The sequence below is a fragment of the Mesonia algae genome (genome assembly GCF_003253545.1).
In the GTDB taxonomy this organism is placed as follows: Bacteria; Bacteroidota; Bacteroidia; order Flavobacteriales; family Flavobacteriaceae; genus Mesonia; species Mesonia algae.
Window position 1 is genome coordinate 428,272 of sequence record NZ_QKYV01000002.1, and the last position, 22,675, is coordinate 450,946.

The window sequence follows — 22,675 nt, forward strand, 5'->3', positions numbered from 1 at the left end:
ATTTTAACCCTATATCTATGAGGGTATTGTGAAGAGGATTTAAGAAATCCCTTACAGGTAACATATTCTCCCTTATAAGTAATAATATGGTGATGAAATGCAATTTTAGAGGCTCAAATCAAGGCAAATAGGAGTAAATAAAATCTCGAGATCATATTATTTATTAATTTAAGGGTAAAATTACCAGTACATATGAACTTTTTAAAAACGGATTATGCCGAAATCCTGATCAAGGATGGCATCTTATTTTTCACCTATCTTCCCATTCCTACCTTTGACATTCAGTTGGCAGAGCAAATTGTATCAGATCGCCTGCATATCCAACGTGAGCAAGCTTACCCTGTACTTTGTGATATTCGAAAATTTAGTTTACCCGATATTAAGGCGAGAAAATACTTGGCTATCGAAGGTTCTCTCTTAACCACAGCAGTCGCCTATTTAGTAGCTCCAGCATTAAGCGTTCAATTGACTCAATTCTTTATTCGGGTCAACAAACCTTTGGTTCCTACTCAAGTTTTTACCGATAAAAGCGAAGCTATTCACTACTTAAAACAATTTTAAAATGGATCCTTTAAAACGAGAACAACGATTAGAACAACTTAGAACCATGATTCACGAACTAGCTAATGGCAATTTTTCTCATCGCATTCCACTCGGTAACCAAAGTGATGACATCGAATCCTTTGGACTAATGCTTAATCTACTTGCTGAAGAATTAGGAAGTTTCTTTGTTCATCCTGGTTCATTTGGAGAAAGAGACATAGAAGATCCTTACTCCTTAATTTTATATACTGATCTCAACATCACTGCCGTAAATTCTGTTTTCCTTAAGCTCTTAAATCATCCTAAGGAAACAACAATAGGTCAACCCATAAAACAGTTTCTTCATAGCTCCTCTTTTCATAATTTAAAAAAGCAATTTAAAAATCCTTATAAACGCAAGAAAAAGCCTTTAGTAGTCAAACTCTTAATTACTTTAACACCTCATTACTCATTACCAATAGATTGTTGGGGATATTGTCATATCCTCCAAACAAGTGAGACCTCCTTATATTTTATCAGAGGTCTACCTATTGTAATTCATAGTCCGCAATCAGTACACACGACTTCTACTGCCCATCCTTCTTTTCGTTCAGATACCGTCCTTCAATATCAAGCAGATATTCAAAAAATTAGAGCTGTTCATCAATACATATTAGAGCACCTTCACGAATCTCTTCCTAATACCTTAGCATTATCTAGACTATTTCATATTAACGAAAACAAATTAAAAAAAGGATTTAAGGAACTCTATCAAATCACCATTTTTAAACTTCACTTAGAAAAACGATTAGATCAGGCGATGGTTATGATTAAAAACACCCCCACTTCTTTAAAAGTAGTAGCCCATTCTTTAGGATTTAAAAGTTTTCCGCATTTTTCAAAAGTGTTTAAAGATAAATTTGAATACCCCCCAAGCCATTTTAGAAATCGTTAACCATAAAATATTTGTTTTCCATACCTCCATTTAAAATACGTGACAGGTAATCTTTACTCCCTTAAAAATAAATAGAATCATGCACCTTTATGATATCTATTAAAACAAAGGTTATGATTAGTAAAAGAAATAGCTTGGTTATCTTAATTTCTATCTTGGTTCTCTTATTTACGTATATAGGGATTAACCAATTGATTTTTAGAGAGGATTTTGAACTCAATTTATTGAATTCACCTCTTTTACCTATTCCCGAGACTGGAATCTTTCTATTGTCGTGGTTCATTCCAATATTGGAATTGCTAGCTGTTTTCTTATTACTATGGTCTCGTACGTATCTCCTAGGATTATATCTGGGTATATTCCTATTCATTATGTATACATCTTACAGCTTGGGAATCCTTTATTTCGCATCTTATATTCCATGCTCGTGTGGAGGGATGCTAAAATTCCTTTCCTGGAAACAACAATTATGGGTAAGTCTAGGTGGTTTGATGATTGCGATTCTGACATTTTATTTTAACAAAACCGTAAAAAAAGTATAAAAATTTTTGTTGCGCAACAACACAGGAGTAAGCCGAAAACCTGTAGAAAAGAGTAGGCATAATAGAAACATTAAATTTATACATTATGAAAAGTAAATTTTTAATTCCCGTATTGGCGATGATTTTCGCTACCGGAATGTCGTTCACTACGGCAGAACTAGGAAAAGAACAAGCCGTGGATTATATCCGCGTTGACAACCAATGGATGGCCATTCCTGAAATTGATTGTGGACAAGTGGGGCCAAACAATTGTAGGGCAAAACTACAAGACGGATCTGTACATCCGATCTATGATATTCAGAATTTGAGCTCTCTCAAAAAAACAACGAGTACGGTTCCTTTTCCATTATAATTTTTTATTCATCCTTTAAAATGAAAAGAAGCACACTGATCGTGTGCTTCTTTGTTTCTTTATAAAGCTTCATCGCTCATGATCACTTCTATTTTGTTTTTTTCTTTCAAATACTTTTTGGATAGCCTCACCATATCTTCCATCTCGATGTTATCGATAAAGGTTTCATATTTTTCCAAGGGTACCCAAGCTTCTTCATAGCGTAGGTGTTGAAAAAGCAATTCGTGTAACTGCCGATGTTGCTTCAGGTAAGAGACATTGTACCTTCTTTTCATGTTTTGCTTGGCTTGTTTCAAATATTCCTTGGGGATTTCTCCCGCTCTTAACTCTTTAACTATGAATTGGATTTCCTTTTGGATAGGATATAATTCTTTTGGATGACAAGCGACTTGAAAATAAAGCCGATAACGTTTTACCTCCGGATCGTACCTCCCATAGCCTCCGAAGTTATATACAGAAAATCCTTTCTCATAGCGTAAACGGTTCAATTTTCGTTGTATAACTTGCCCCAGCACCCTTAATTCCAAGGTCTCTTTCCAAGAATTTTTCCCCTTTTGCTCTTGGTAGTAACTTGCGTCATACATCCCGTTTTCCATGGGGATATTGGAAAGGATTTCTTTTTTAACGGGCCCTGATGCTTTAAAGGTCTTTTGACGAGTTGGGGTACACCTTAATTTTTGTACGGTTGGTTTAATATTCCCCAAGTATCGTTGTAAAAGTGGGATGACGTCCTCTGTTTTAAAATTTCCAGTTATCAAAAATGTCCACTGTTCTGGTTTTCCAAATACGTGTTGGTAGATCTCCAAACTACGTTTTTCTTCAGTTTTACCTATACTCAAAATAGCCTGCTCCCCTTTAAGGTAGCGAAAATTAAAACTAGGGGGGATAGCACTATCTTGTACGACTTTTCGAATAACATTTCTAAAATCTTCCTGTATGTTTTTCTGAGATTTTCGAGTTTCTAAGGCTTCTTTTTGCCAAGCGTCAAAATCAATATCTTGAGGATTCACAGGTTGAAAATAAAGACTCAGCAGCTGTAATATTTCTTCGGTATGCTTTAAATTACCTTCCGCTTGTAGGCTAGACTCCTTATAATCAATATAGGAGCGACAATTCATAATTTCCGCATAATCCATCAAGCTTTGGATCTCTTTAGCGTTTATACCCCCCACTCCTTGGTGAGTAACAAGATCGGTGGCATTGAGTGCCGAGTAATAATCCGAAGAAGAATAACACGCCGCCCCACGCAAGCTGAATCCTGAGATTTTAATGGATTGCTCCCCTACTCCCGGGGTCGGTTGATACGGCTTTAGTACCACCCGTACCCCATTGCTCAAAACGATTTCTTGGGTTTCCGGAATTGCTGGTGCCTTAGTGGTATAAGCTACCAAGGGAAGTTCTTCTTTTTGAATTTCATTATATAAACTCTTCACCACTTTTGGAGGTTGGTACATGGGTACAGGCCCACGGTAAGCCTCTTCTACCCAAGCTCGAATCTCTTCTTCTGTAAAGTTTAATGCCTTATTGCCTTGAGGAGCAATAATACCTATATCTTTTGGTGGAGAAGATAAAAACTGTGGGAGATAAGCATTCATCTTTTCGATGGAGAGCTCTTGCACCCATTGGTGAAATACTTTTTGTTTATTTGGGAAAAGAACTTCGTTTTTTAACCAATAGTCTCGTAACTCTTCATTCCAATAAAATACCTCCGATTGCAAACTTTCTTTGAGATAATCTTCTTTTATCTTTTTCCATTCCTGCTCCTTCACTCCCTGTTCTTTCAATTGCAAAAGGGGCATTGCGATCTGCTGAAAAGCTTCCTTGCTCTTGCTAGGAAAAGTGGTAAAATAAAGAGCCAAAGAAAAAGGGTTCCCCCCATAGCTATAGGTATCTTTATTTTTAGCAGAACCAATAAGGGCTGGGGCATTCGCTTCTTTCAACCGTTGGTGTAACACACGAGACAGTAACTGAAAAGCAATATACCGCTTATAGCCTTCTCGTGTGTGCAAGCTATTGACCAATTCTGGCTGACGAATATACCAATGGTACTCCACCTCTTCTTTTTTTTCGGGATCAAAGCCCTTCTCCCAAACCTGTGTTTTAAATTGTGGGGAGCGTTTCTGTTGTGCGCTGTGGATATCGATATGCGGATAAGAAGCTTGAGGCGTAGGGATGTCAGAAAAAGTATCTTGGATAAGTTTCTCGGTTTCTTGCATATCGTTAAGATTCCCTACCACGACGATCGCCATCAAATCGGGTCGGTACCAGTCTTTGTAGAAACGCCTTAACTCCTTGTGGGAAAAGTTTTGGATGTGTTGGGATAACTGGTCATACGATTGGCGAAAAGGAAATAGTTGTGCTTCCAAATTGCGCTCCGCCTTATAGTAATCTTGGTAATCTTGGTTCCCAGAGATCAATTCTTGCCATACGGAACCTTTCTCTTGATTGATATGCTCGCTGGTCAGCGGTAACCGCATCGCAATATCTTTAAACCAAGCCAATCCTGTCTGAAATGCTTTGGGATGATTGGGTGGGGCATCAAATAAATAACGGGTATGCAGGTTGGAGGTGGTTCCCCCTATATCCCGAAAGTTCATCCCCAATCGGTCTAAAAAAGCTTCATCTTTGATACTGGTGGGCGTGTGGAGAGTGGGCTTAAAGGCCAAATGTTCTATTAAATGTGACATTTGCTGTTGCAAGGAGTCCTCGTGATCAAAACCAGCTTTTATATAGAGACGCATGGTGGTTTTAGCCACAGGGTTCTCCACATCTTTTATAAAATATTGAAAGCCGTTAGGCAGGGTACCAGAACGAAGGGACTCGATCTCTTTTATTCCTTCTTGAGCTTGAACTATGGAACTGATAAAAAGGAGGACCCAAATCAAACTGGGTAGTCTTTTCTTTAATTGTATCATCTTATCTTTTTTTTATCCCTCGTTTAATATCCAGGATTCTGGTAAAGGTTTGGGTTACTTAAAAGTTCCTCAGCAGGGATAGGATATTTTATATCGGTCGCTTCCCAGTCTGGACTTGCGGGTGCCAATGCGCCTTGTGCCCGATCCGTTCTTTTTAGGTCTAGCCAACGGTGCCCCCATTCCGTAAAGAGTTCTTTTCGGCGTTCGATAAAAAGCTCTTCCAGTAAAGCTTCTTGGCTAATTCCCGGGTTGGATACCGATAATAAAGGGAGTCCTGCCCTAGCTTTGATGTGATCGAGGTCAGCGATCCCACCCGTCAGGTTATTTTGCCTTATTCTAGCTTCCGAGCGAATCAAGTATTGTTCTGCCAACCGCAAGACCATGGAATATTCAGCAGCTTCCCCTGTTGCGTTTTGAATTTTGTATTTGTAAGCGTGATGTACCCCGAGACCTTCGTGGTAGCCTATCCAATTTATCTTTCTCAGGTCTTGGGCTTCCATACTGTTCAATAAGCCTTCCGAAAGTTTTACATAAGACAAAGAAGGAAGGATAGGATTGATGATAAATACCGAACCTTCATTGGTATGGGTGGTCGTGGTCCCCGCTCCTAGGGGAGAAAGTTGCCAAATGGCTTCTTGGCTATTGGCTAGGAACACCTCGTTAAGATCGGTGGACAGGCTGTAGGTTCCGCTTGCAGCGATAACCTCTGCGCTATACTGTTCGGCTAATTCCCAGTTTTCTAAATAGAGGTGTACCCGTGCCAATAAAGCTTTGGCCGTATAGGCATTGATTTGTGTTCGTTCTCCAGTGAGATAAGAACCTCCCAGTTGGCTGGTTGCCACCACTAGATCGGCCAAGATCTGTTCCTCGATGGCTGTGGTTGAACTGACTTCGATTGTGGCGTTATGCTCATAATCGGTGGTCAGTACCAACGGCACCTCCCCATATAAATTCTGTAAATAGAAATAGGTAAAAGCCCTGACAAATTTGGCTTCCCCTTCCAACCGTTGAGCTATTTCGGGTGTAATTTTGGTGGAGTTTTCCAGTCCATCCAATAAAGAGTTGACCATATAGATCATATTATAGGCACTTCCCCACAGGGTTTCGTTATAGGGGTTATCGGGTTGTAAATTATGTTGCTGAAATTGCAACAAATCCAAGGTCGTGGTGTTGATCAATTCCAAGTTATCGGAAGACAATCCCCCTAACACAGTAGTGCTTCCCAACCAGCCAGCACTAAAGCCGGCTTGGTAGAGTTGGTTGTATATGCCCTGCATGGCAGCTTTTGCGGTTTCTTCCGTGTCAAACACTTCACTGCTCACCAGTTTATGATCGGGTTCTTCAATGTCTAGCCAGTCTTGGCAAGAAGTAAGGAACAATAACATCACCATGATGCCCAGTCCTTGTATATATTTCTTATTTTTCATCTGTTTTCTTTTTAAAAATTAACTTGTAGTCCTGTGGTAAAAGTGCGCAAACCTGAAAAAGCAAGCCCGCCTATGGGCGTATCGGGATCTATCCCCCTATAATCGGTGAGCGTCCACAGGTTTTGTCCGGTCATAAAAAACTTTGCCTGATTAATACCCAAAGGGCTTATCCAATCCGCGGGAAGGCTATAACTTAGGTTGAGCGTTTTCAATCGGATAAAAGAGGCGTCGTCGATTACTAGATCTGATTCCACCACCCGTGAATAAGCTAAAGAAGCTTCTGGAGTCTGGGATATTTGATGATCGGTAGCAGAAGTACTGCTAAATTCTTGGAGTTGATTTTCAGGGAAACCTGAATTGAACAAGGAAGTGAAGCTTCCTTCCTGTTTAACAAATTGAACTAAAAACTGCAAGGAAATTCCCTTGTAGCTAAGACTATTGTTGATGCCCCCAAAATACTCCCGGGTGCGGTCCTGGATAACCACCTGGTCTTCTTGGTTCAGCACTCCGTCTTCGTTTTGATCCTTAACGCTATAATAACCTGTCTCGGGATCTATTCCCGTATATTCATATAAGAGGGCAATGTTTAAAGGATGCCCTTCTCGATAGGTGTTGGCATAGGGAGATTGTTCTAGCCCCGGGTAACGGATGAGTTCATTTTTGGGAAAACTGATGTTAAAGGAAGTCTGCCAACGAAAGTTTCCTTTGCGGATATTATCACTAGAAAACTCCACTTCCCATCCCCTATTTTCTACCGTAGCAGCTAAGTTGGCCTGTACACTATTAAAACCGGTAGTCGCTGGCAAAGGATAGCCCACCAATTGGTTGGAAGAACGGTTGCGGTAAGCACTTGCCCCTAAACTAATTCTGTCTTTTAGAAAGCCCAACTGTAGGGCGATTTCTCCTTTTTTGTTTACCTCCCAAGAATATTGGGGATTGGCCAAAGCCGTGGGATAGAGACCGCCCGGTCCTTGGGTGGCTTCATAGGCGTCTAAATAGCCATAATCTGGAATCTGATCGCTCCCCGTGGTTCCATAACTTCCACGAAATTTCCCAAAAGATAACCACTCCATATTTTCTTCAAAAAAAGATGCTTCGGTAAAAATCCATGCAGCTCCTATGGCTCCGAAATTAGCAAAGCGATTCCCTTGGGCAAAACGGGAAGAACCGTCCCTTCTCCCCGTAAGGTTCAGGTAATATTTTTGATCCCAGTCAAGTCCCAACCTTGCAAATACGGCCTGGTAGCGGTATTGTGTATTTCTGGCTACCCCATTGATCAAGCTTTCTGCGGCACCTAGATTCCCAATTAAAGCTTCGGCCACATAATTTTCCCCTTGCACGCTAAAGGTATCGTATTGGTTTTCTTGCAGGGTACTTCCTACTAAAGCATTCAAGTTTAGCTTTCCCCATTGGTGTTGGTAGTTCAATTGAGGTTCTATAATCCACGATTGGCGTTGACTTTGGGTATTCAATGACCGGTGCAGGGGCATTCCTGCAGGATTATACGAGCGCTGAGGCATTTTTACGACTTCATCGCTATTGAAATCGGTAAAACCGAAGTTGGTTTTGACTTCCAATCCCTTGGCGATCTCATAAGAAAGGTTGAGGCTCGTGATTAAATTGTGAGTTCTGGTGGTACTGGTATTGAATATCCCTTCTAAGGGATTATTAAGTCCGGCTTCTCCCCACTCCTCCCAATTGAGGCTACCGTCATCTAAATAAAGTGCTGGGGCATTGGGAGAAAGTGTAAAGGCGTTAGTATTAAAGTCCACCCCATCGCCCAAAAGTTCGTTTTGGTCTACGCCATAATTAATCGCTAGACCCAGTTGAAATTTTTCATCCTTGGAACGATGATCCAAGTGTGCACCTCCCGTAATCTTTTGGTATTGTAAATCTGCTGGATAAATGGTTCCTTGTTGGTGAAAAGCGCCATTCAACCGAAAGTGTGTTCGGTCATTTCCGCCTTGAGCGGAAATACTGACATCGGTAATGTTGGCCGTACCCCCCAAAAATTCCTCCTGCCAATCGGTTTCTCGGGTTTGATCCCATAACAATAGATCGTAGGCATTAAATTCATCGGGTTCTACACCATCGTTGTTAAATGCCTGTCTTCTTACCTTGAGGTACTGTTGAGTATTTAGAAGGTCTAACTTGTTGGGTACGGTGGAAATTCCGCTATAAAGTCGCGCTTGAATTCCTTTTTGTCCCTCCCCCTTTTTGGTGCTGATCAAAATAACACCATTAGCTCCCCTAGAACCATATATCGCCGTGGCATCGGCATCTTTGAGTACTTCGATGTTTTCAATATTACTGAGGTTCATCGTACTTAAGGGATCAATCCCTGCAAAACTCAGACTCGTATTGCTTTCCACGGGAGTCGAATTGATGGGCACGCCATCGATAATGTACAAAGGGTAGTTCCCTTCGGTTCGTAAACTATTTTGTCCGCGGATGCGAATGGTAGGTGCTGCCCCCGGGGTATCGGTTCCTGAACTAATCTCTACTCCTGCCATTCTTCCTTGCAGGGCTTGTAGCGGACTTACCAAAGGTTGCAGCTCGATCTCCTCGGCAGTAATTTTAGCAATATTCCCCGTGCGTTCACGGTCTTTTACTTGGTAATACCCCGCATTGATCACCAAATCGCCCAAAGAGTTCTCGTTTTCTTGAAGCTGTATGTTAATTTGCGTCTGCTCATCTACGGCTACTTTTTGTGGGGCGTAGCCCATATAGGTAAACACTAAGGTGTCTTGCTTTCTTGCCACCAATTGGTATTCCCCCTCAAAATTTGAGGTAGTTCCTCGATTGGCGCCTTGTATTTGAATGTTGACCCCGGGAATAGGTAAATCTTGAGGACCGGTAACCTGTCCCTTGATGATTTGTTGGCAAAACCCGCTTAAGGGAAATACTCCTAATAAAAAAAGAGTTGCCCTTAACAGGTGCTGCCTGTAAGAAAATTTCATAAATTTGTTGTGTTATTAGTTAATACGTTTTAGTTAATAATGGCCTTCTCCTGTACCGTGTAAAGTTTGGAGGGGGCTTTTTTGTTTTAATTTTTAGCGTTTAGTTATTAGCTTTTAGCTGCTAGCCTTTAGCTATTTGCCTTTAGCATTCAACGTTTGCTGTCATGCTGAACCTGTATGTACGTCATGCTGAACTCGTTTCAGCATCGCATCCTGTTTATCGTCATGCTAAACCTGCCCGAATTAAATAATCATTTAGGCGGGCTTGACTCAGTATCTCATCCTCTTTAGTCTTTCTCATCCTTCTCATTTCGAGCGAAGTCGAGAAATCTCAGTATTGTTTCTTTTTATTTCATAGGCACGGATCAAATAATCAATTACTTTTTATTTATATTCTTTACTTTTTCCCATCGACGGAAAAAGTAACAAAAAGGTCTAGGCTTATGAATCTTACTCTAAATTGTAGGTTTACAAGCTAAATTTTAGGAACACACCCGATTACCATCGGTCTCAGACAGCCTAAAATTTTACACTTACTGCACTGCCAATTTTGCGAGCAATTTTCAATAGACCACATTTTACTATACTTGAATATTTAAAATTAAATTCAGCATTTAATCCATTCTAACGTCATGCTGAACCTGTACGTACGTCATGCTGAACTCGTTTCAGCATCTCATACAGTTTATCGTCATGCTGAGCTTGACTCAGCATCCCATCCTATTAAGTTTAACTCACCCTGTCATTTCAACCAAAGTCGAGAAACCTTTCATTTATTTGTTGTTTTATCCCATAAGCATTTAGTTATTAAGTTGGTCTTGATACAATAGCGAAACCTTTTAAAAAAAAAGAAATGCTTTGAAAATGTAGAAGAGAAAAGCTATATACAAAAAGGCGTGGAAACTCAACTTATCGGACAGAGGTACTGGTATACCATGCAACAATAAGAGAGCCCACGCCCCGGGTCGTGAGCATCTTGCTTATTCTCTCGTTGCATAAAAATTACCAGTTTTCTGACCGAGATTCAAAGCAATGCTTCTAATATTTTATTTTAAGAAGTATCGCAAATATAATATCTATATAAATAGATACTCAAATATATGAAAAAAATATCGGTACGCCATAGAGTACCGAAAAATATTTTTTTAAATGCTTAATTGCATTAGTGAAGAAGAATATAGAAAATAATATCAAATTAAAAATTGCTATAGCGTTAAATAGACTCTTGGAAATACGTAGAAATAACGAGAAAAGCACAAACGATATAGCTGAAAGTTTTAATAAAATTGCTATAAATGCGGATATCCGGAAAGCTACAGTATCGGATACATTTAATGCAATCACATTACCAAGTACCGCAACATTAATATTAATACTTGATGCAATGCAATTTGACTTATGTATTTTTTCAGAACATTATAAATCTATAACTGAAAAAGACATATATCAATTTTCTAATAGAAGTAAAAACTCTTGATAAACATAAATGTTTATATATTTCTATAAAACTCCCCTTTCTACAAAACTTTTTAAGCTTTCAATACCATCTCTAAAAAAATTTATATAAAACATACAGAGCAGAGCGTATATTAATTTGTAAACAATTTTCTATAAATACTCCATCCCTAAGAAGGTTAGCATACTGCTCATCTTTAATTAATAATTTAAATGCGTAGAGGGGCATTCTAATATAATTAAAATTTAATTTTTTGACGTACCAAGCCAAATAGCTTAAAATAAGCTGTATACGAAAGCTATACAGGAGCCTCTCTACGATCGCTATCATGGCCTTTCCATACTTCCATTTTTACTTTACTGTCTTTATAGACCAAATACACTATCTTCTATAAATGGAAGTAAATAGTCTTTTTTATTGGGGTTTTTGAAGAGTGTAAATATCGCTTTTTTAAAAGCTAAAAAGCCAACATTAATAGTGGAAGTATTTTGAATGTAAAAAGAAGAAAATTTACCTTCCTTGGTTTTAAATATAACTTCGTAATGTTCTTTACTTTTTGAAATCTCTGCATATTGGATTTCACCCATTAGCTTTTGCCCGTGGGTAGCGAAACTTAGTAAAAATAGCAAAGGAAAAATTCTGTACACACCTTAAATCTTGTATTTAAATATAGCTAGTTCTTATGAAATCTAGGCTTTATATTATAATTTAAGATAAATTAACAAAAAAAAGTATACTATCCCGTTATGTATATATGATTACAGCTATATTTGTTAGGATATAACTAGTTGTGCTTCATTAAAAAAACAGAATTACTCACTGAAAAAGTAAACCCAAACTAAGAGCATTATAAATGAAAAAGAAAAGTATTAGAAAGGGTACTCCTTCTGAATTCTACAAAATGAGAAGACCTGAATACTTTTCAGACTCTGAAACTATATATGAATCTCAATTACTACGTGAACATTTAGCATATGAATTGAATCAAATCACTACTAATCAAAAACAGGATGAGTTTGAAACTTTATGTCGAAGGTTAGCCGAAAAGTTCGTCACCCCAAATTTAATTCCGCAAGTTGGCCCAACAGGAGGAGGAGATGGAAAAACAGATTCAGAAACCTATCCCGTTTCGGAATCCATTTCTAACAGGTGGTTCGTTCCAGAAAATGGTTGGAGCAAAGATGAGAAATGGGCTTTTGCAATTAGTGCTAAAGCGACATGGAAAAGTAAAGCTAAAGGAGATGTAAAAAAGATAGTCGAAACTGGAAGAGAGTATACCAAAGCATACTTTATGACTAACCAAACTCCATCCAGTAAAAAGAAAAAAGAAGCGCAAGATGAATTTGAAAAAGAGTTTAATATAGAAGTAGTTATATTAGATGGAGAGTGGATACTTGAAAAAATCTACACTAATGATTTAGTTGATTTGGCAGTAGACTCTTTAAACCTATCGAGTACTTTTAAAAACAAAAGAACTTCTGTTGGACAAAACGATGCTTATCGTATAAAGAAACTTGATGAATTAGAAGAAAAAATAAGTAATTCTCAACGATATTTCGAATATGACTTTCAGCTAGTTGAAGACGCTATTGAATCTGCAATTTTATCTCGAATGCTAGAAAAATCAAAAGATGAGATTGAAGGAAAGTTTGATAGAGCCATTAGGTTATGTAAAAAAACTAATAACACGAAACAATGGCTAAGGATTCATTACCAAAAGGCTTGGACATATATGAATTGGTATGATGACTACTCCTCTTTCATCAAAGAATATAAATCTCTTAAAGAATACATTTCTGAAGACTCAAGTTTTTCAGAGGTCGAATTATACAACAACCTATTCAATTTATTAAGAGGTTTAGATGCTTCAGGTAATTGTGATTTATTGAAATTTAATATAATCATAGAAGAAGAAAAGACGCAATTTATCAATCTTCTTAACAGATTAGAAAAGAACAAACAAAAACCATCTACTTCTTTAATTGCAGGAACTTACAGGTCTATACAGAACCTAATAGATTCTATTTCAGAAGGAATTGACCCAAAAGAGCAACTTGTTGACCTATCACAGTATTTATCTAAGAGTAAAGGTCACATAGATTTTCCTTTTGATAGTTTTAAAACAATCGTTGAAGAACTAGGTAGTCATTTTCCTAATCATCAAGAATTTGATAATTTAATTGATTGTATTGCTTCACTTTCCGAAAAACGAAATTCCGAACTATCTGCAGGTGAAACTTTCTTGAAAAGAGGAGGACAAAAATTATTTGCAGGTTACAACAAGGAAAGTATAATATACTTTGGCAAAGCGGTAATGAAACTTGCGAAAGAAGAAAGTCAGAACGGTATGTATCTTTCCTTAATAGGATTATCGCAAGCTTATAGTGCAATAGGTCTAATTTGGGCTTCAAATAATTGCTTGATTTCAGCAAGTTCAATTGCTTTTAAATCATGGTATGAAAAAGGTGTCATTAATGAAAGAATTTATAGTTGCGTAAAACAATTAGCAATTAATGAACTTTATATAGGTAGGCTTCCATCCTTCTTAATTTGGCACGAGTTATTTCAAGTTATCTCTAAACAAATAGAAATAAATGAAGACGACAATGACATACCTTTATATGAGTTAATGGATGGCTGTTTTGCTGTTAGATTCCTCAATACAGATAGTAAAAAAGATGATTTACTAGCCTATCTACCAGATATTCTTGAAAACCAAACCTTATGGTTAACTCAAAATGCTTGTCTGTACAAGTTAGGTCATATAGATTTAATACTCAGTGATTTCAAAGGTATTGATATTATTGATGAAACAGGGCTTGATACTCATTTCGAATTAGTAGCGAATCAGCCGTTTGTAAATCAAATGATACACGAGACGAACTTTTTATCCGGAAGTGAAATAAAAATTTCTTCCATAATTTTAGGTTGTAAATTCAATATTAAATTTAAAAAAGACAATGAATTACTTTTGGCTTCTGAAACGTTTTTAGCATTCTTTGAAAGCTTCTTAGCAACCTCTCTAACTGATGTTTGCCCAAATACGGAGAGTATTAATATTAAACTTATTAAAAATCCTAATGTTGAATTCATCAATTTTTCCAACAAAGAGTCTTCATCTGAATATATTGTTAAAATAAATGAATTTAATTTTTCGCAGAAATCAAATGATGGAATATGGAATTCAATGCTAGAATTTGCTAGTAATCTTCTTGCGACAAATTTTGTGATGCAAGACCCCAAAAAATATCTAAAAAAACTCTTCGCCAAAGAAGAAATTCATGAACGCCTTTCTTTAATATTCGAACATAGAAATTTCACAGTTAATATTCTTGGAGATAAATCAAAATATTTCTTTGGTGATTGGGTAGATAATACATCCTTGAAAGAATATCCTTTTAAAAGGAAGAAGCCTATCTCATTCGACTTAAAAGAACAAGAAGTAAAAACGGAGAATAAGGAAACTAAATTTGATCCAAGTAATGTGGCTCATAATAAAAGAACAGTCTTTTCAATTATAGACACAACAGTTTGGGACAATGCAAAATGGAAGGGGTTTGGTTTTTTTGGTGATTCTTCAGGATTAGGAATTTTCCTTGCTTATGAAGATGAAAATGCTGGAAAGAAAATATTTGACAATTGGATAAAAAGAGTTGGCAAAGTAGATAAAGATGAACAAATTAAAATCACAATAATAAAAGGAGTAGATAAGGCCAATCCTTTTTGGTATAGAGTCCACATAAGCAGTAACATTGCCGATACAGAATTTAAATCAGGAAACTTATTTATTTCAGCATCAAGATTCCATGAAATGAATGCTAATAGTTCCACCAATCTTGATAACTTAATAAATGGCTATAAGACACTAAAACAATATCGTTTATGTCCTGCAAAAATAATTGATATCAAAACAGGAAAAATTGAACCCTATTTTGATAAGGCTATTTTAAAAAAAGAATTACATATTAAAAATGCGTGGGAAATTGGTGAAAATGATTTAGACAATGTCGTCATTTTAAAAGGGGACTCCCCTATTATTCCTAAAAGTGAAAAAGATGCACCCGTTTTAAAAGTATTACAATCAAAAAATAGTTCCTATAAAGATTTCTAAAAAAGTAAGAATAAAAACGAAAGTACAACAATATGTATAATTTACATAGCACCTGAGGGATGCTACGAACGATATACAATATATTATGAGAAATTTAATAGGATGAAAAACTACCACTAGAGACCATGAGAGAAATTAAAGTTTCCCCTGAGTTTAAAACTCAAACCGCCAAAGCAATAACCTCTATAGGCCTATTTTTATTGGTTTATATTTTAATGTTAAGCTTGGCAGTGGGTTTAACCCTTTTATGTATTTATGGTGCTGGAATGCTGATTGAAGCTTTCCCTAAGTTTATTACCCTAGCTTTAGGCATAGGGCTTATAAGTTTAGGAGTGTTGGTTTTATTTTTTCTTCTTAAATTCATATTTAAATCGCACAAAGTAGATCGCTCCCACCTCACTGAAATTAAAATTACAGATGAGCCACAGCTTTTTGAGCTTATAGACGAGATTGTAATCAAAGTAGGCACAAGCTTTCCTAAAAAAGTTTATTTATCTAACGATGTAAATGCAGCGGTATTTTACAATTCTAGCTTTTGGAGTATGTTCTTTCCCATAAAAAAGAATCTTCAAATAGGTTTAGGGCTGGTAAATACGGTTTCAGAATCTGAACTTACCGCTATTTTAAGCCACGAGTTTGGTCATTTTTCTCAGAAAACAATGAAGGTAGGAAGCTATGTGTATTATGTGAATCAAGTCATCTACAATCTTTTATATGACAACGAATCTTATGACAATTTAATTCAAAAATGGGCTAACGCCAGTAGTTATTTTTCATTCTTTGGAATTATTGCCATTAAAATTATTGAAGGTATAAAGTGGGTGCTTAAACAAATGTATGAGGTAGTCAACAAAAGTTATTTGGCTTTATCTAGAGAGATGGAATTTCATGCCGATGAGATCGCTGCAAATGTTACAGGATACGAACCCTTAAAAAGTTCATTACTCCGATTGTCGTTAGCAGATCATTCTTTTGGAAGCGTTTTATCGTTTTATGAAAAGAAAGTTTCTAATCATTTAAAAGCAGAAAATATCTTTAAAGATCAAATTTTTGCCATGAATTTTCTTGCTAAAGAGAGTGACCTAAGCATTAAAAATTATTTTCCTCAAGTATCTGTACAAGAATTAAATAAATTCAATAAATCGAAACTGGTGATTAAAGACCAGTGGGCTTCACACCCAAGTACGGAAGACCGAATAGCCATGTTGGAAAAAACAGGATTAACAGCAAAGGGAATTAATAACCAACCTGCCAACTTAATATTTAGTGATATTGAAAAAACACAAAAAGAGTTTACCGAAAAAATGTTTAAGGAGGTTGTATACGAAGGAGAGGTCTCTACCATGACAGAAGAAGCATTTCAGCAAGAATTTAAAAACGAGTTTTTAGAAAATTCTTTTCCTAGCCTGTATAATGATTACTATGACAATAAAAACCCACTACTTTTTGATCTACAAAAAATTGACAATGATGTAAAAAACATCCAACTAGCTGACCTATTTTCTGAAGACAAAATTGATATGGTGTATACCTCTATAGCACTAGAGAATGATATAGAAACCATTAAACAAATTTCAGATAAAAAAATTAAGCTTAAAACATTTGACTATGATGGTGTAAAGTATAGTCAAATAAACAGCAAGAAACTTCTTCGACAACTAAAAATAGAACAGGAAGAGCTTAACGAACAAATAAGATTTAACGACATCAAAATTTTTATGTTTTTTAAGGCCTGTGAAAAGGAAAGCAAAAGTGAGCATCAATTGGAAGGTTTATATACACAGTTTTTTGATTATGATAAAAATTTTGATTCTAAATATGAAGTGTATACCGTACTTTCTGATGCACTACAGTTTATTAATTATACCACTCCCATAGAGCAAATTGAATCTAATTTAATTGGTGTGAAGAAAATTGAAAAGCAACTGAAGAGCGAAATCCATATCTTATTGGATAACGACCTATATCAAGCAGCAATGAGTAAGGAGATAAAAGATAATTTTGATTTATATCTTTCTAGAGATTGGAAGTATTTTGGTAATGAGAGGTATTATGATGATCATTTAGAAACACTCTTTACAGCAATGAGTAATTATGCCTTTCTATTATCCCAAAGGTATTTTTTATTAAAAAAGCATTTGTTGAATTATCAAGCGCAATTGATTCAAATCACATCCATTATTCAACACGTTCAAAATACAACTTTCTAAAAACCACGCCCACTACCTCCTCCTCTACAAGAGGTGCCTGTTTTATAATAAAGGGATGGTTTTAACTACAAAAGAAAATAGCTTTTCAAAAAGTGTTTTTTTAGGTCTTAACCCATTGAAAATTTAAGACCATAAAAATGGTGCTTTAAGCACCATTTTTATTATAAATTAAGAACCAGTTTATATGGATTATTGACTGATGTTATTCCAAAAAGCTCTAAGAGCTTTACCTTGTTATTTCGGTCTGATGGATGAGTTTCTAAATATGCCTGTACCTTAGGTTGTTTTATTGAAGGTATTCGACTTTCAAAAAATGGCCATAACTCTACTGATTTATAAACCTTTTCTTTTGCTGGAAACTCAAACAATGGTTGTAGATCATCCTGATTTTTAAACCATTCAGAATAATCAAAAGACCATACAGAACCATCATAATTTAAGTACCCTATAATATCATCCTGATATTTTAATTTAAAGTTAGGATTATGATTTACTTGCTCATAAGTACAAGGCAAATCTTTTGCCTTACGTTGAGACTTGATATATTTTTTAAATTGCTTTAACATAATTATTGAATAATGCTTTTAAGCGTTTGAAACCTCAAATTAAGTATTTTCTCTATTATTAAACCCCTTTCGGGTGTGAAAAGTTTCACAAAGTCATTATTTAGAATACCTAACGTTTGTTCTAAACTTTGAATATTTGTCCATCTATCGACATGCTTTTTTTTAATATAATTATTTTCTTTGAGATATGCTATAAGCTGAAAATGATTACATTTTTTTATTGTGGGGTATACTTATCTTAGGGACTGAATTTTTAACGTATTTACCTATACTTGTAAAAAAATGTTCCGTTATGCTTTCATTGGGATACCATTTATGTCCAATTTTCGCAATATATTTAGGCCAACTTTTTGAATTTGCTATTTTACCTTTTCCATATTGATAAAACCTAATCACATCTTTTGGGGCATCTCCACCTACAGATTCAGTAAGGACTTTGTAATACTTTTTACGCATACGCTTAATCACTCCTTGTGATGGATTAGTGCCTGCTTTATGTATTAATTTTTCTTATGTTAGTGGTATAGACATAGATAATTATTTTTAAAAGGCTCACTAAAGCATTACAAAGCCTGCTAATTTGAGTTTAAAATAAATACTACATTCTCTATAAGTTTAACTACATACTTTTAAACTATTACTAATAAGGAATATGCCTTATGGAAGAAACTGTATTATTATTAATTATGTATAAAAATATAAACTTTAATTATTACCACTAATAAACTTAGCTATAAAGTCTTGTGTTTTATTGGTGAATTGAGTTATTTAGATCGTAAAGAGGTTTACGATACTGTACATTCGAATGGAGTTAAAAATCAAGTTGCCATAAAACAACTACACCACTATCCTCCCCCACAAGAGTTAGCCTGTTATAATAAAGAGGTGGTTTTGCCCACAAAAGAAAATAGCTTTTCAAGAAGGTTTAAGACCGACTTTATTTTAAAATAACACCTACTCCATCCTCTTCTAATTCCCTTAGAATAGATACCTAACTTAGTCTTACTCCACTATGCTCCCACTTTACAGTGGAATATTGTAGTTAGGGAGTATGAGCATTGTGGACTTAGTGTAGATTGGATAGAGCTTATCTAGGGGGTTCCTATTGGTTATATAGGTTATTAATACCTAGTGAGGAGATGTTTTTAATTCATTTTAAATTTGATTGTTAATTCCACTAACCTTAAAAATTAGCCCTCTCATAAAATTATACCCGCTAATGGGTATTCCATATCCCTTTGAATACCATTAATTTTAAGTATAATATTAAAACGCATTTCCTATGGTAACTTCTAAACTTATTTTAACAAGTAAGACTAAAATTATCCTATTCTGTTTTTCTTTGGTATTCGTACTTTCTTCTTGTAGAGTAACATTCGTACCCAGCTACGATGAAGAAGTAGCAGCGCAAATAGAGGACACGGCAAAGCAAATCGATAAATTCTATTTACAAATGTTAGAAAATCAAAATGAAAGGAAGTATGAGCATTATGCAAATGAATATGTAAATATTCAGGTAGAGATCAATTCTTTATATAATAAGAATAAAGTTAAGTCTTTAAATAAAAACTCTACTCGAATTTGTGAAATCACTCTACAATTATGGAAAAAGTATAAAGAAGAACATAAAAATGATGAAACGCTGAGCGATGGGATTATAAAATTAAATAGAAAAACATTTGAAGATTTATTCTACGCTATGCAAGTGGCCGAAAAAGGGAAAGAAATTATAAACAACCCAGCAAATTAAGATTAATAACTAAAACACATATAAAATGAATTTTGATATCAATGAAGTTTTAGCGGATATGCTCACTAAAATCAAAAACAATGTAGATGAAAACTGGGATCAAGTAAAAGACACTTCCAATCAATTCTTACAAAATAAAAAAGAACGATTAGAATTGCTCGCTGAATTAAGGATAAGCGGTGAATTAAGTGAAGAAAAGTTCCAATCAAGGTTAAAAGATGAGAAATTGGTCTTAGAAGCTGAATTACACGCTATAGCTGTTATTTCTAAAGCCATAGCTCAAAGAGCTACTAATGGAGCCATTGAAGTACTTGAAAAGGCAATTAGGACAGCCATTTCTACCATCTTATAAAAGAATTGTTTCTTCTCAACTACAAAATAAATTAAAACAATAACTATCTAAAACAAACATTATGGGAATTAAACCAGGACCAAAAAGAAAAGCGGATTCAACAGGTAAACCCGATCGACGCCAACGGGATAATAAAAGTACACCAGGGAATACACCATCACTTAAGCCTCATAAGCATAAGAAAGGAGATTAGATAAATAATTTCTTCAGTAATTATATAAAAAAGGCTGTCTGAAAAATTCTCATATCAGACAGCCTTTTACTTATTTTTTAGATTCTGCCACAGAAACTTTACGGAATTCTTTTAACAATTTTTCTAAAGCTAATGAAGATTTTCTTGCTCTAGTACCTGCTGCTTTATTACCACTTTCTAATTGTGCATTGGCATCGCTCTCAAAAGATTCGTAAGTGCTTTTAATGTTTTCAATCAATTCTTTCATAATTATTGCTTTTAATTTTTGCTAAAATATAATTATTCCTGATAATTTTTTATTCCGTGCTTCATTTAATTTATGAAAACAATAAACAATACAAAAAAGTGTTGTTATCCGGCAAAATATAGCTATAAACGACTATATTTGAGTTGATATAACCAGTTGTGCGTCAGCTGAAAAACAAACTCACGACAAACAAGAAAATGAAAGGAACTTTTGCAATACTAATTTTATCATTGACACTTTTTGCTTGTAATGGTCAACAAAATTCCAACGTGATAAATTTTGAGAGTGGTTTTTCTCTTATTCAAGACACAATTTCAATAAGTGTAAATGGTAGAATGACTCACGCATTAGAATATAAGGACAAATATTATGTGCTTTTTGAACAACGATTAATGAAATACGGTGGCTACGGAAAAAAATGGCTTTATATTTTTTCAAACAATCAATTAGAAAAAGTGATTGACTGCCCCGAAGAAATGAAAACAGTCTACTTGGATTTTTATGTGCAAAACGATAGCATTATTATGAAGCCGTATATGGACAAGCAAAGCTATTATCTTGATAATACAACCTTAAAATGGAACAAGGTTGATAAAACGAACGACTTAATATGGGAAGATTCAGACTTTTATGTCTACTCTTTAGATTTTGGCGAATGGGGTGGAAAAACGTGGTTTAAAGACAAGAAAACAGACAGTCAATATGTTTTAGAATCCACAACACCACTGATTAATAAGATTGACAACACCTATTATTTGACTAATTCATTTCAAGTTCTCAAAATTGACAATCCAAAGGAGCTTACAAAATGTGATAGTGATGTGACTTATGAAAACATAGAAAAGACAGGTAAGAATTACTCTTGGTACAGTCAATCAAAAGGCTACGAAGTGATTTATGAAGATGAAAATGTGGACTATTTTGACTTTTCCTATCACCCAAGGATTGTCAGCTCTTTTGTTTTTAACAATGAACTTCTTCACATTTATGAAACAGACACAGCTTCGTATCTTTCACGAATAGAAAACAACAAGATTCAACCATTTGAAAAGATACTTGATGAAGTCAGTTTTTTCAATTGGTACTACTCGTATCGTTGTAAAAACTTAAATGGCTCTAACGAATTGCTCAAATTCAACACAAGAAATGACCAAATTTATGGTCTAACAACAATCAAGGGTAACAAAATTTATGTAACCTATTTAGTCAATGATGTTGAATTAAAGCCGAAAACATTAGGAAAAAAAAGATCAAACGAAATTTTTGAAAATAGGCTTAATTCAATAATTGCTGATTTTTCAAAACTGACCCTGACGGAAATAGAAGCGAAAGAAAAGGAATGGAAATCTTTTGACATTACCCCAAATCACAAAATTGGCATTGGAGAAAGTTGGAATCCTAATAATTATGCTATTGACATTAACAAATCTTATCTCGTTGTTGAAGATTCTATTATCTCGAACTCAATTATGTATTATGCTACCAAAAAGACTGATTTGGTTCGAGCCATAACAATTAATTGGGAAAAAACGCAGACGGATAGAATAGAATTTGGAAACGAAAAGTCAGCAAGTGAAGTTTTCTTGAAAAGATTTAAAGACATTGTTTTGATTCTAACTAATGAACTTGGCGAACCTAATTCGAAAAATGAAGAAAAGAAAAATCAATCATTTGTTTGGACAACACAGAACAACATAAACGTTGAAATAAAGCTTTCAAGACAGGACAATTATAATAACATAAGAATGGTGGTATATGAGAGAAAATAAAAAAAGCCGAACGCACAACAAAGTACTGTGGTAAAAAACAAGTAAAAACTCACTAATTTTTAGCCAACGTACTTCTGTAAGAATCATCATATACTAGTCCTGATTTTGCAATAGCAAAAGCCTGTTTTAGTAACTTATTACACACAGCAATTAAAGCTAGTTTTTTACTCTTCCCTTTTGCTACTATACGGTCATAAATATCTTGGCAAGCCTTATTATATTTACAAGCATTAAAACTGCACATAAATAGTAAATTACGGAGTTTTTGATTTCCTATTTTACTTATTCGACTACGTCCATTTACACTGCTTCCACTCTTGCGAATCATAGGAGTTAATCCTGCATAAC

The 22,675-nt window shown here is 35.3% G+C and carries 18 protein-coding genes; 10 read left to right on the forward strand and 8 right to left on the reverse strand.

Features of this window, described 5'->3' with window-relative positions:
• Nucleotides 1–192 precede the first annotated feature (192 nt).
• The 4 genes from LX95_RS05175 (at nt 193) to LX95_RS05190 (ending at nt 2,371) form a co-directional block, all read left to right on the forward strand.
• The gene (locus LX95_RS05175; protein WP_111540368.1) at nt 193–561 is read left to right on the forward strand and encodes a DUF7793 family protein; all 369 of its coding nucleotides are present in this window, start codon (nt 193–195) and stop codon (nt 559–561) included.
• A gap of 1 nt (nt 562) precedes the next feature.
• Nucleotides 563–1,477 (forward strand): helix-turn-helix domain-containing protein, encoded by a 915-nt coding sequence (locus LX95_RS05180; protein WP_111540369.1) that lies wholly within the window; start codon nt 563–565, stop codon nt 1,475–1,477.
• Nucleotides 1,478–1,590: 113 nt separating this feature from the next.
• Entirely contained in the window at nt 1,591–2,019 is a 429-nt protein-coding gene (locus LX95_RS14860; RefSeq protein WP_394340389.1) for a MauE/DoxX family redox-associated membrane protein, read from the forward strand.
• A gap of 85 nt (nt 2,020–2,104) precedes the next feature.
• Nucleotides 2,105–2,371 carry a DUF6520 family protein gene (locus LX95_RS05190; protein ID WP_111540371.1) on the forward strand — a complete coding sequence of 89 codons (267 nt, stop codon included), beginning with the start codon at nt 2,105–2,107 and terminating at the stop codon, nt 2,369–2,371.
• Nucleotides 2,372–2,430: 59 nt separating this feature from the next.
• On the opposite strand, the gene LX95_RS05195 is transcribed toward LX95_RS05190, so the two are convergent.
• The 3 genes from LX95_RS05195 to LX95_RS05205 are packed head-to-tail and all read right to left on the reverse strand — an operon-like array spanning nt 2,431 to nt 9,673.
• Complete coding sequence (locus LX95_RS05195; RefSeq protein ID WP_111540372.1) at nt 2,431–5,286, reverse strand: M16 family metallopeptidase; 2,856 nt, start codon at nt 5,284–5,286, stop codon at nt 2,431–2,433.
• Nucleotides 5,287–5,309: 23 nt separating this feature from the next.
• A complete protein-coding gene (locus LX95_RS05200) occupies nt 5,310–6,713 on the reverse strand; it encodes a RagB/SusD family nutrient uptake outer membrane protein (protein WP_245924726.1) in 1,404 nt (467 codons plus the stop codon).
• A gap of 11 nt (nt 6,714–6,724) precedes the next feature.
• Nucleotides 6,725–9,673, reverse strand: a complete 2,949-nt coding sequence (locus LX95_RS05205) for a SusC/RagA family TonB-linked outer membrane protein (RefSeq protein WP_111540373.1) — start codon at nt 9,671–9,673, stop codon at nt 6,725–6,727.
• Between the two features lie 1,165 nt (nt 9,674–10,838).
• Here LX95_RS05205 and LX95_RS05210 point away from each other — a divergent pair.
• Nucleotides 10,839–11,150, forward strand: a complete 312-nt coding sequence (locus LX95_RS05210; RefSeq protein WP_111540374.1) for a hypothetical protein — start codon at nt 10,839–10,841, stop codon at nt 11,148–11,150.
• A gap of 344 nt (nt 11,151–11,494) precedes the next feature.
• Here the strand turns inward: LX95_RS05210 and LX95_RS05220 are convergent, their stop codons facing one another.
• Nucleotides 11,495–11,758: a hypothetical protein gene (locus LX95_RS05220; protein WP_146240742.1), complete on the reverse strand. Its 264-nt coding sequence runs from the start codon at nt 11,756–11,758 to the stop codon at nt 11,495–11,497.
• A 224-nt stretch (nt 11,759–11,982) separates the two neighbouring features.
• Here LX95_RS05220 and LX95_RS05225 point away from each other — a divergent pair, with 224 nt between their 5' ends.
• A complete protein-coding gene (locus tag LX95_RS05225; protein ID WP_111540377.1) occupies nt 11,983–15,240 on the forward strand; it encodes a hypothetical protein in 3,258 nt (1,085 codons plus the stop codon).
• Between the two features lie 125 nt (nt 15,241–15,365).
• On the forward strand, nt 15,366–17,450 hold the full coding sequence (locus LX95_RS05230; RefSeq protein ID WP_111540378.1) for a M48 family metalloprotease: 2,085 nt from the start codon (nt 15,366–15,368) through the stop codon (nt 17,448–17,450).
• A 161-nt stretch (nt 17,451–17,611) separates the two neighbouring features.
• Here LX95_RS05230 and LX95_RS05235 read toward each other — a convergent pair whose 3' ends face one another.
• Together LX95_RS05235 and LX95_RS05240 are read right to left on the reverse strand one after the other, a co-directional pair.
• A complete protein-coding gene (locus tag LX95_RS05235; protein ID WP_111540379.1) occupies nt 17,612–18,016 on the reverse strand; it encodes a hypothetical protein in 405 nt (134 codons plus the stop codon).
• A gap of 207 nt (nt 18,017–18,223) precedes the next feature.
• Nucleotides 18,224–18,472 carry a hypothetical protein gene (locus tag LX95_RS05240; protein WP_111540380.1) on the reverse strand — a complete coding sequence of 83 codons (249 nt, stop codon included), beginning with the start codon at nt 18,470–18,472 and terminating at the stop codon, nt 18,224–18,226.
• A gap of 826 nt (nt 18,473–19,298) precedes the next feature.
• Here LX95_RS05240 and LX95_RS05250 point away from each other — a divergent pair.
• Complete coding sequence (locus tag LX95_RS05250; RefSeq protein ID WP_111540382.1) at nt 19,299–19,766, forward strand: hypothetical protein; 468 nt, start codon at nt 19,299–19,301, stop codon at nt 19,764–19,766.
• Between the two features lie 25 nt (nt 19,767–19,791).
• The gene (locus LX95_RS05255) at nt 19,792–20,118 is read left to right on the forward strand and encodes a hypothetical protein (RefSeq protein ID WP_111540383.1); all 327 of its coding nucleotides are present in this window, start codon (nt 19,792–19,794) and stop codon (nt 20,116–20,118) included.
• Nucleotides 20,119–20,381: 263 nt separating this feature from the next.
• On the opposite strand, the gene LX95_RS05260 is transcribed toward LX95_RS05255, so the two are convergent.
• Entirely contained in the window at nt 20,382–20,558 is a 177-nt protein-coding gene (locus LX95_RS05260; protein WP_111540384.1) for a histone H1, read from the reverse strand.
• A 197-nt stretch (nt 20,559–20,755) separates the two neighbouring features.
• On the opposite strand from LX95_RS05260, the gene LX95_RS05265 reads away from it, so the two are divergent.
• Nucleotides 20,756–22,327 carry a hypothetical protein gene (locus tag LX95_RS05265; RefSeq protein ID WP_111540385.1) on the forward strand — a complete coding sequence of 524 codons (1,572 nt, stop codon included), beginning with the start codon at nt 20,756–20,758 and terminating at the stop codon, nt 22,325–22,327.
• Between the two features lie 52 nt (nt 22,328–22,379).
• On the opposite strand, the gene LX95_RS05270 is transcribed toward LX95_RS05265, so the two are convergent.
• On the reverse strand, nt 22,380–22,675 hold a 296-nt coding region (locus tag LX95_RS05270), incomplete at its 5' end, for a transposase (protein WP_146240743.1).

Coding starts and splice junctions, on each gene's coding strand:
- LX95_RS05235 (WP_111540379.1), bottom strand. CDS start 18,016: ATGTTAAAGCAATTTAAAAAATATATCAAGTCTCAACGTAAGGCAAAA.
- LX95_RS05175 (WP_111540368.1), top strand. CDS start 193: ATGAACTTTTTAAAAACGGATTATGCCGAAATCCTGATCAAGGATGGC.
- LX95_RS05205 (WP_111540373.1), bottom strand. CDS start 9,673: ATGAAATTTTCTTACAGGCAGCACCTGTTAAGGGCAACTCTTTTTTTA.
- LX95_RS05225 (WP_111540377.1), top strand. CDS start 11,983: ATGAAAAAGAAAAGTATTAGAAAGGGTACTCCTTCTGAATTCTACAAA.
- LX95_RS05230 (WP_111540378.1), top strand. CDS start 15,366: ATGAGAGAAATTAAAGTTTCCCCTGAGTTTAAAACTCAAACCGCCAAA.
- LX95_RS05195 (WP_111540372.1), bottom strand. CDS start 5,286: ATGATACAATTAAAGAAAAGACTACCCAGTTTGATTTGGGTCCTCCTT.
- LX95_RS05200 (WP_245924726.1), bottom strand. CDS start 6,713: ATGAAAAATAAGAAATATATACAAGGACTGGGCATCATGGTGATGTTA.
- LX95_RS05265 (WP_111540385.1), top strand. CDS start 20,756: ATGAAAGGAACTTTTGCAATACTAATTTTATCATTGACACTTTTTGCT.
- LX95_RS05250 (WP_111540382.1), top strand. CDS start 19,299: ATGGTAACTTCTAAACTTATTTTAACAAGTAAGACTAAAATTATCCTA.
- LX95_RS05255 (WP_111540383.1), top strand. CDS start 19,792: ATGAATTTTGATATCAATGAAGTTTTAGCGGATATGCTCACTAAAATC.
- LX95_RS05240 (WP_111540380.1), bottom strand. CDS start 18,472: ATGCGTAAAAAGTATTACAAAGTCCTTACTGAATCTGTAGGTGGAGAT.
- LX95_RS14860 (WP_394340389.1), top strand. CDS start 1,591: ATGATTAGTAAAAGAAATAGCTTGGTTATCTTAATTTCTATCTTGGTT.
- LX95_RS05190 (WP_111540371.1), top strand. CDS start 2,105: ATGAAAAGTAAATTTTTAATTCCCGTATTGGCGATGATTTTCGCTACC.
- LX95_RS05260 (WP_111540384.1), bottom strand. CDS start 20,558: ATGAAAGAATTGATTGAAAACATTAAAAGCACTTACGAATCTTTTGAG.
- LX95_RS05180 (WP_111540369.1), top strand. CDS start 563: ATGGATCCTTTAAAACGAGAACAACGATTAGAACAACTTAGAACCATG.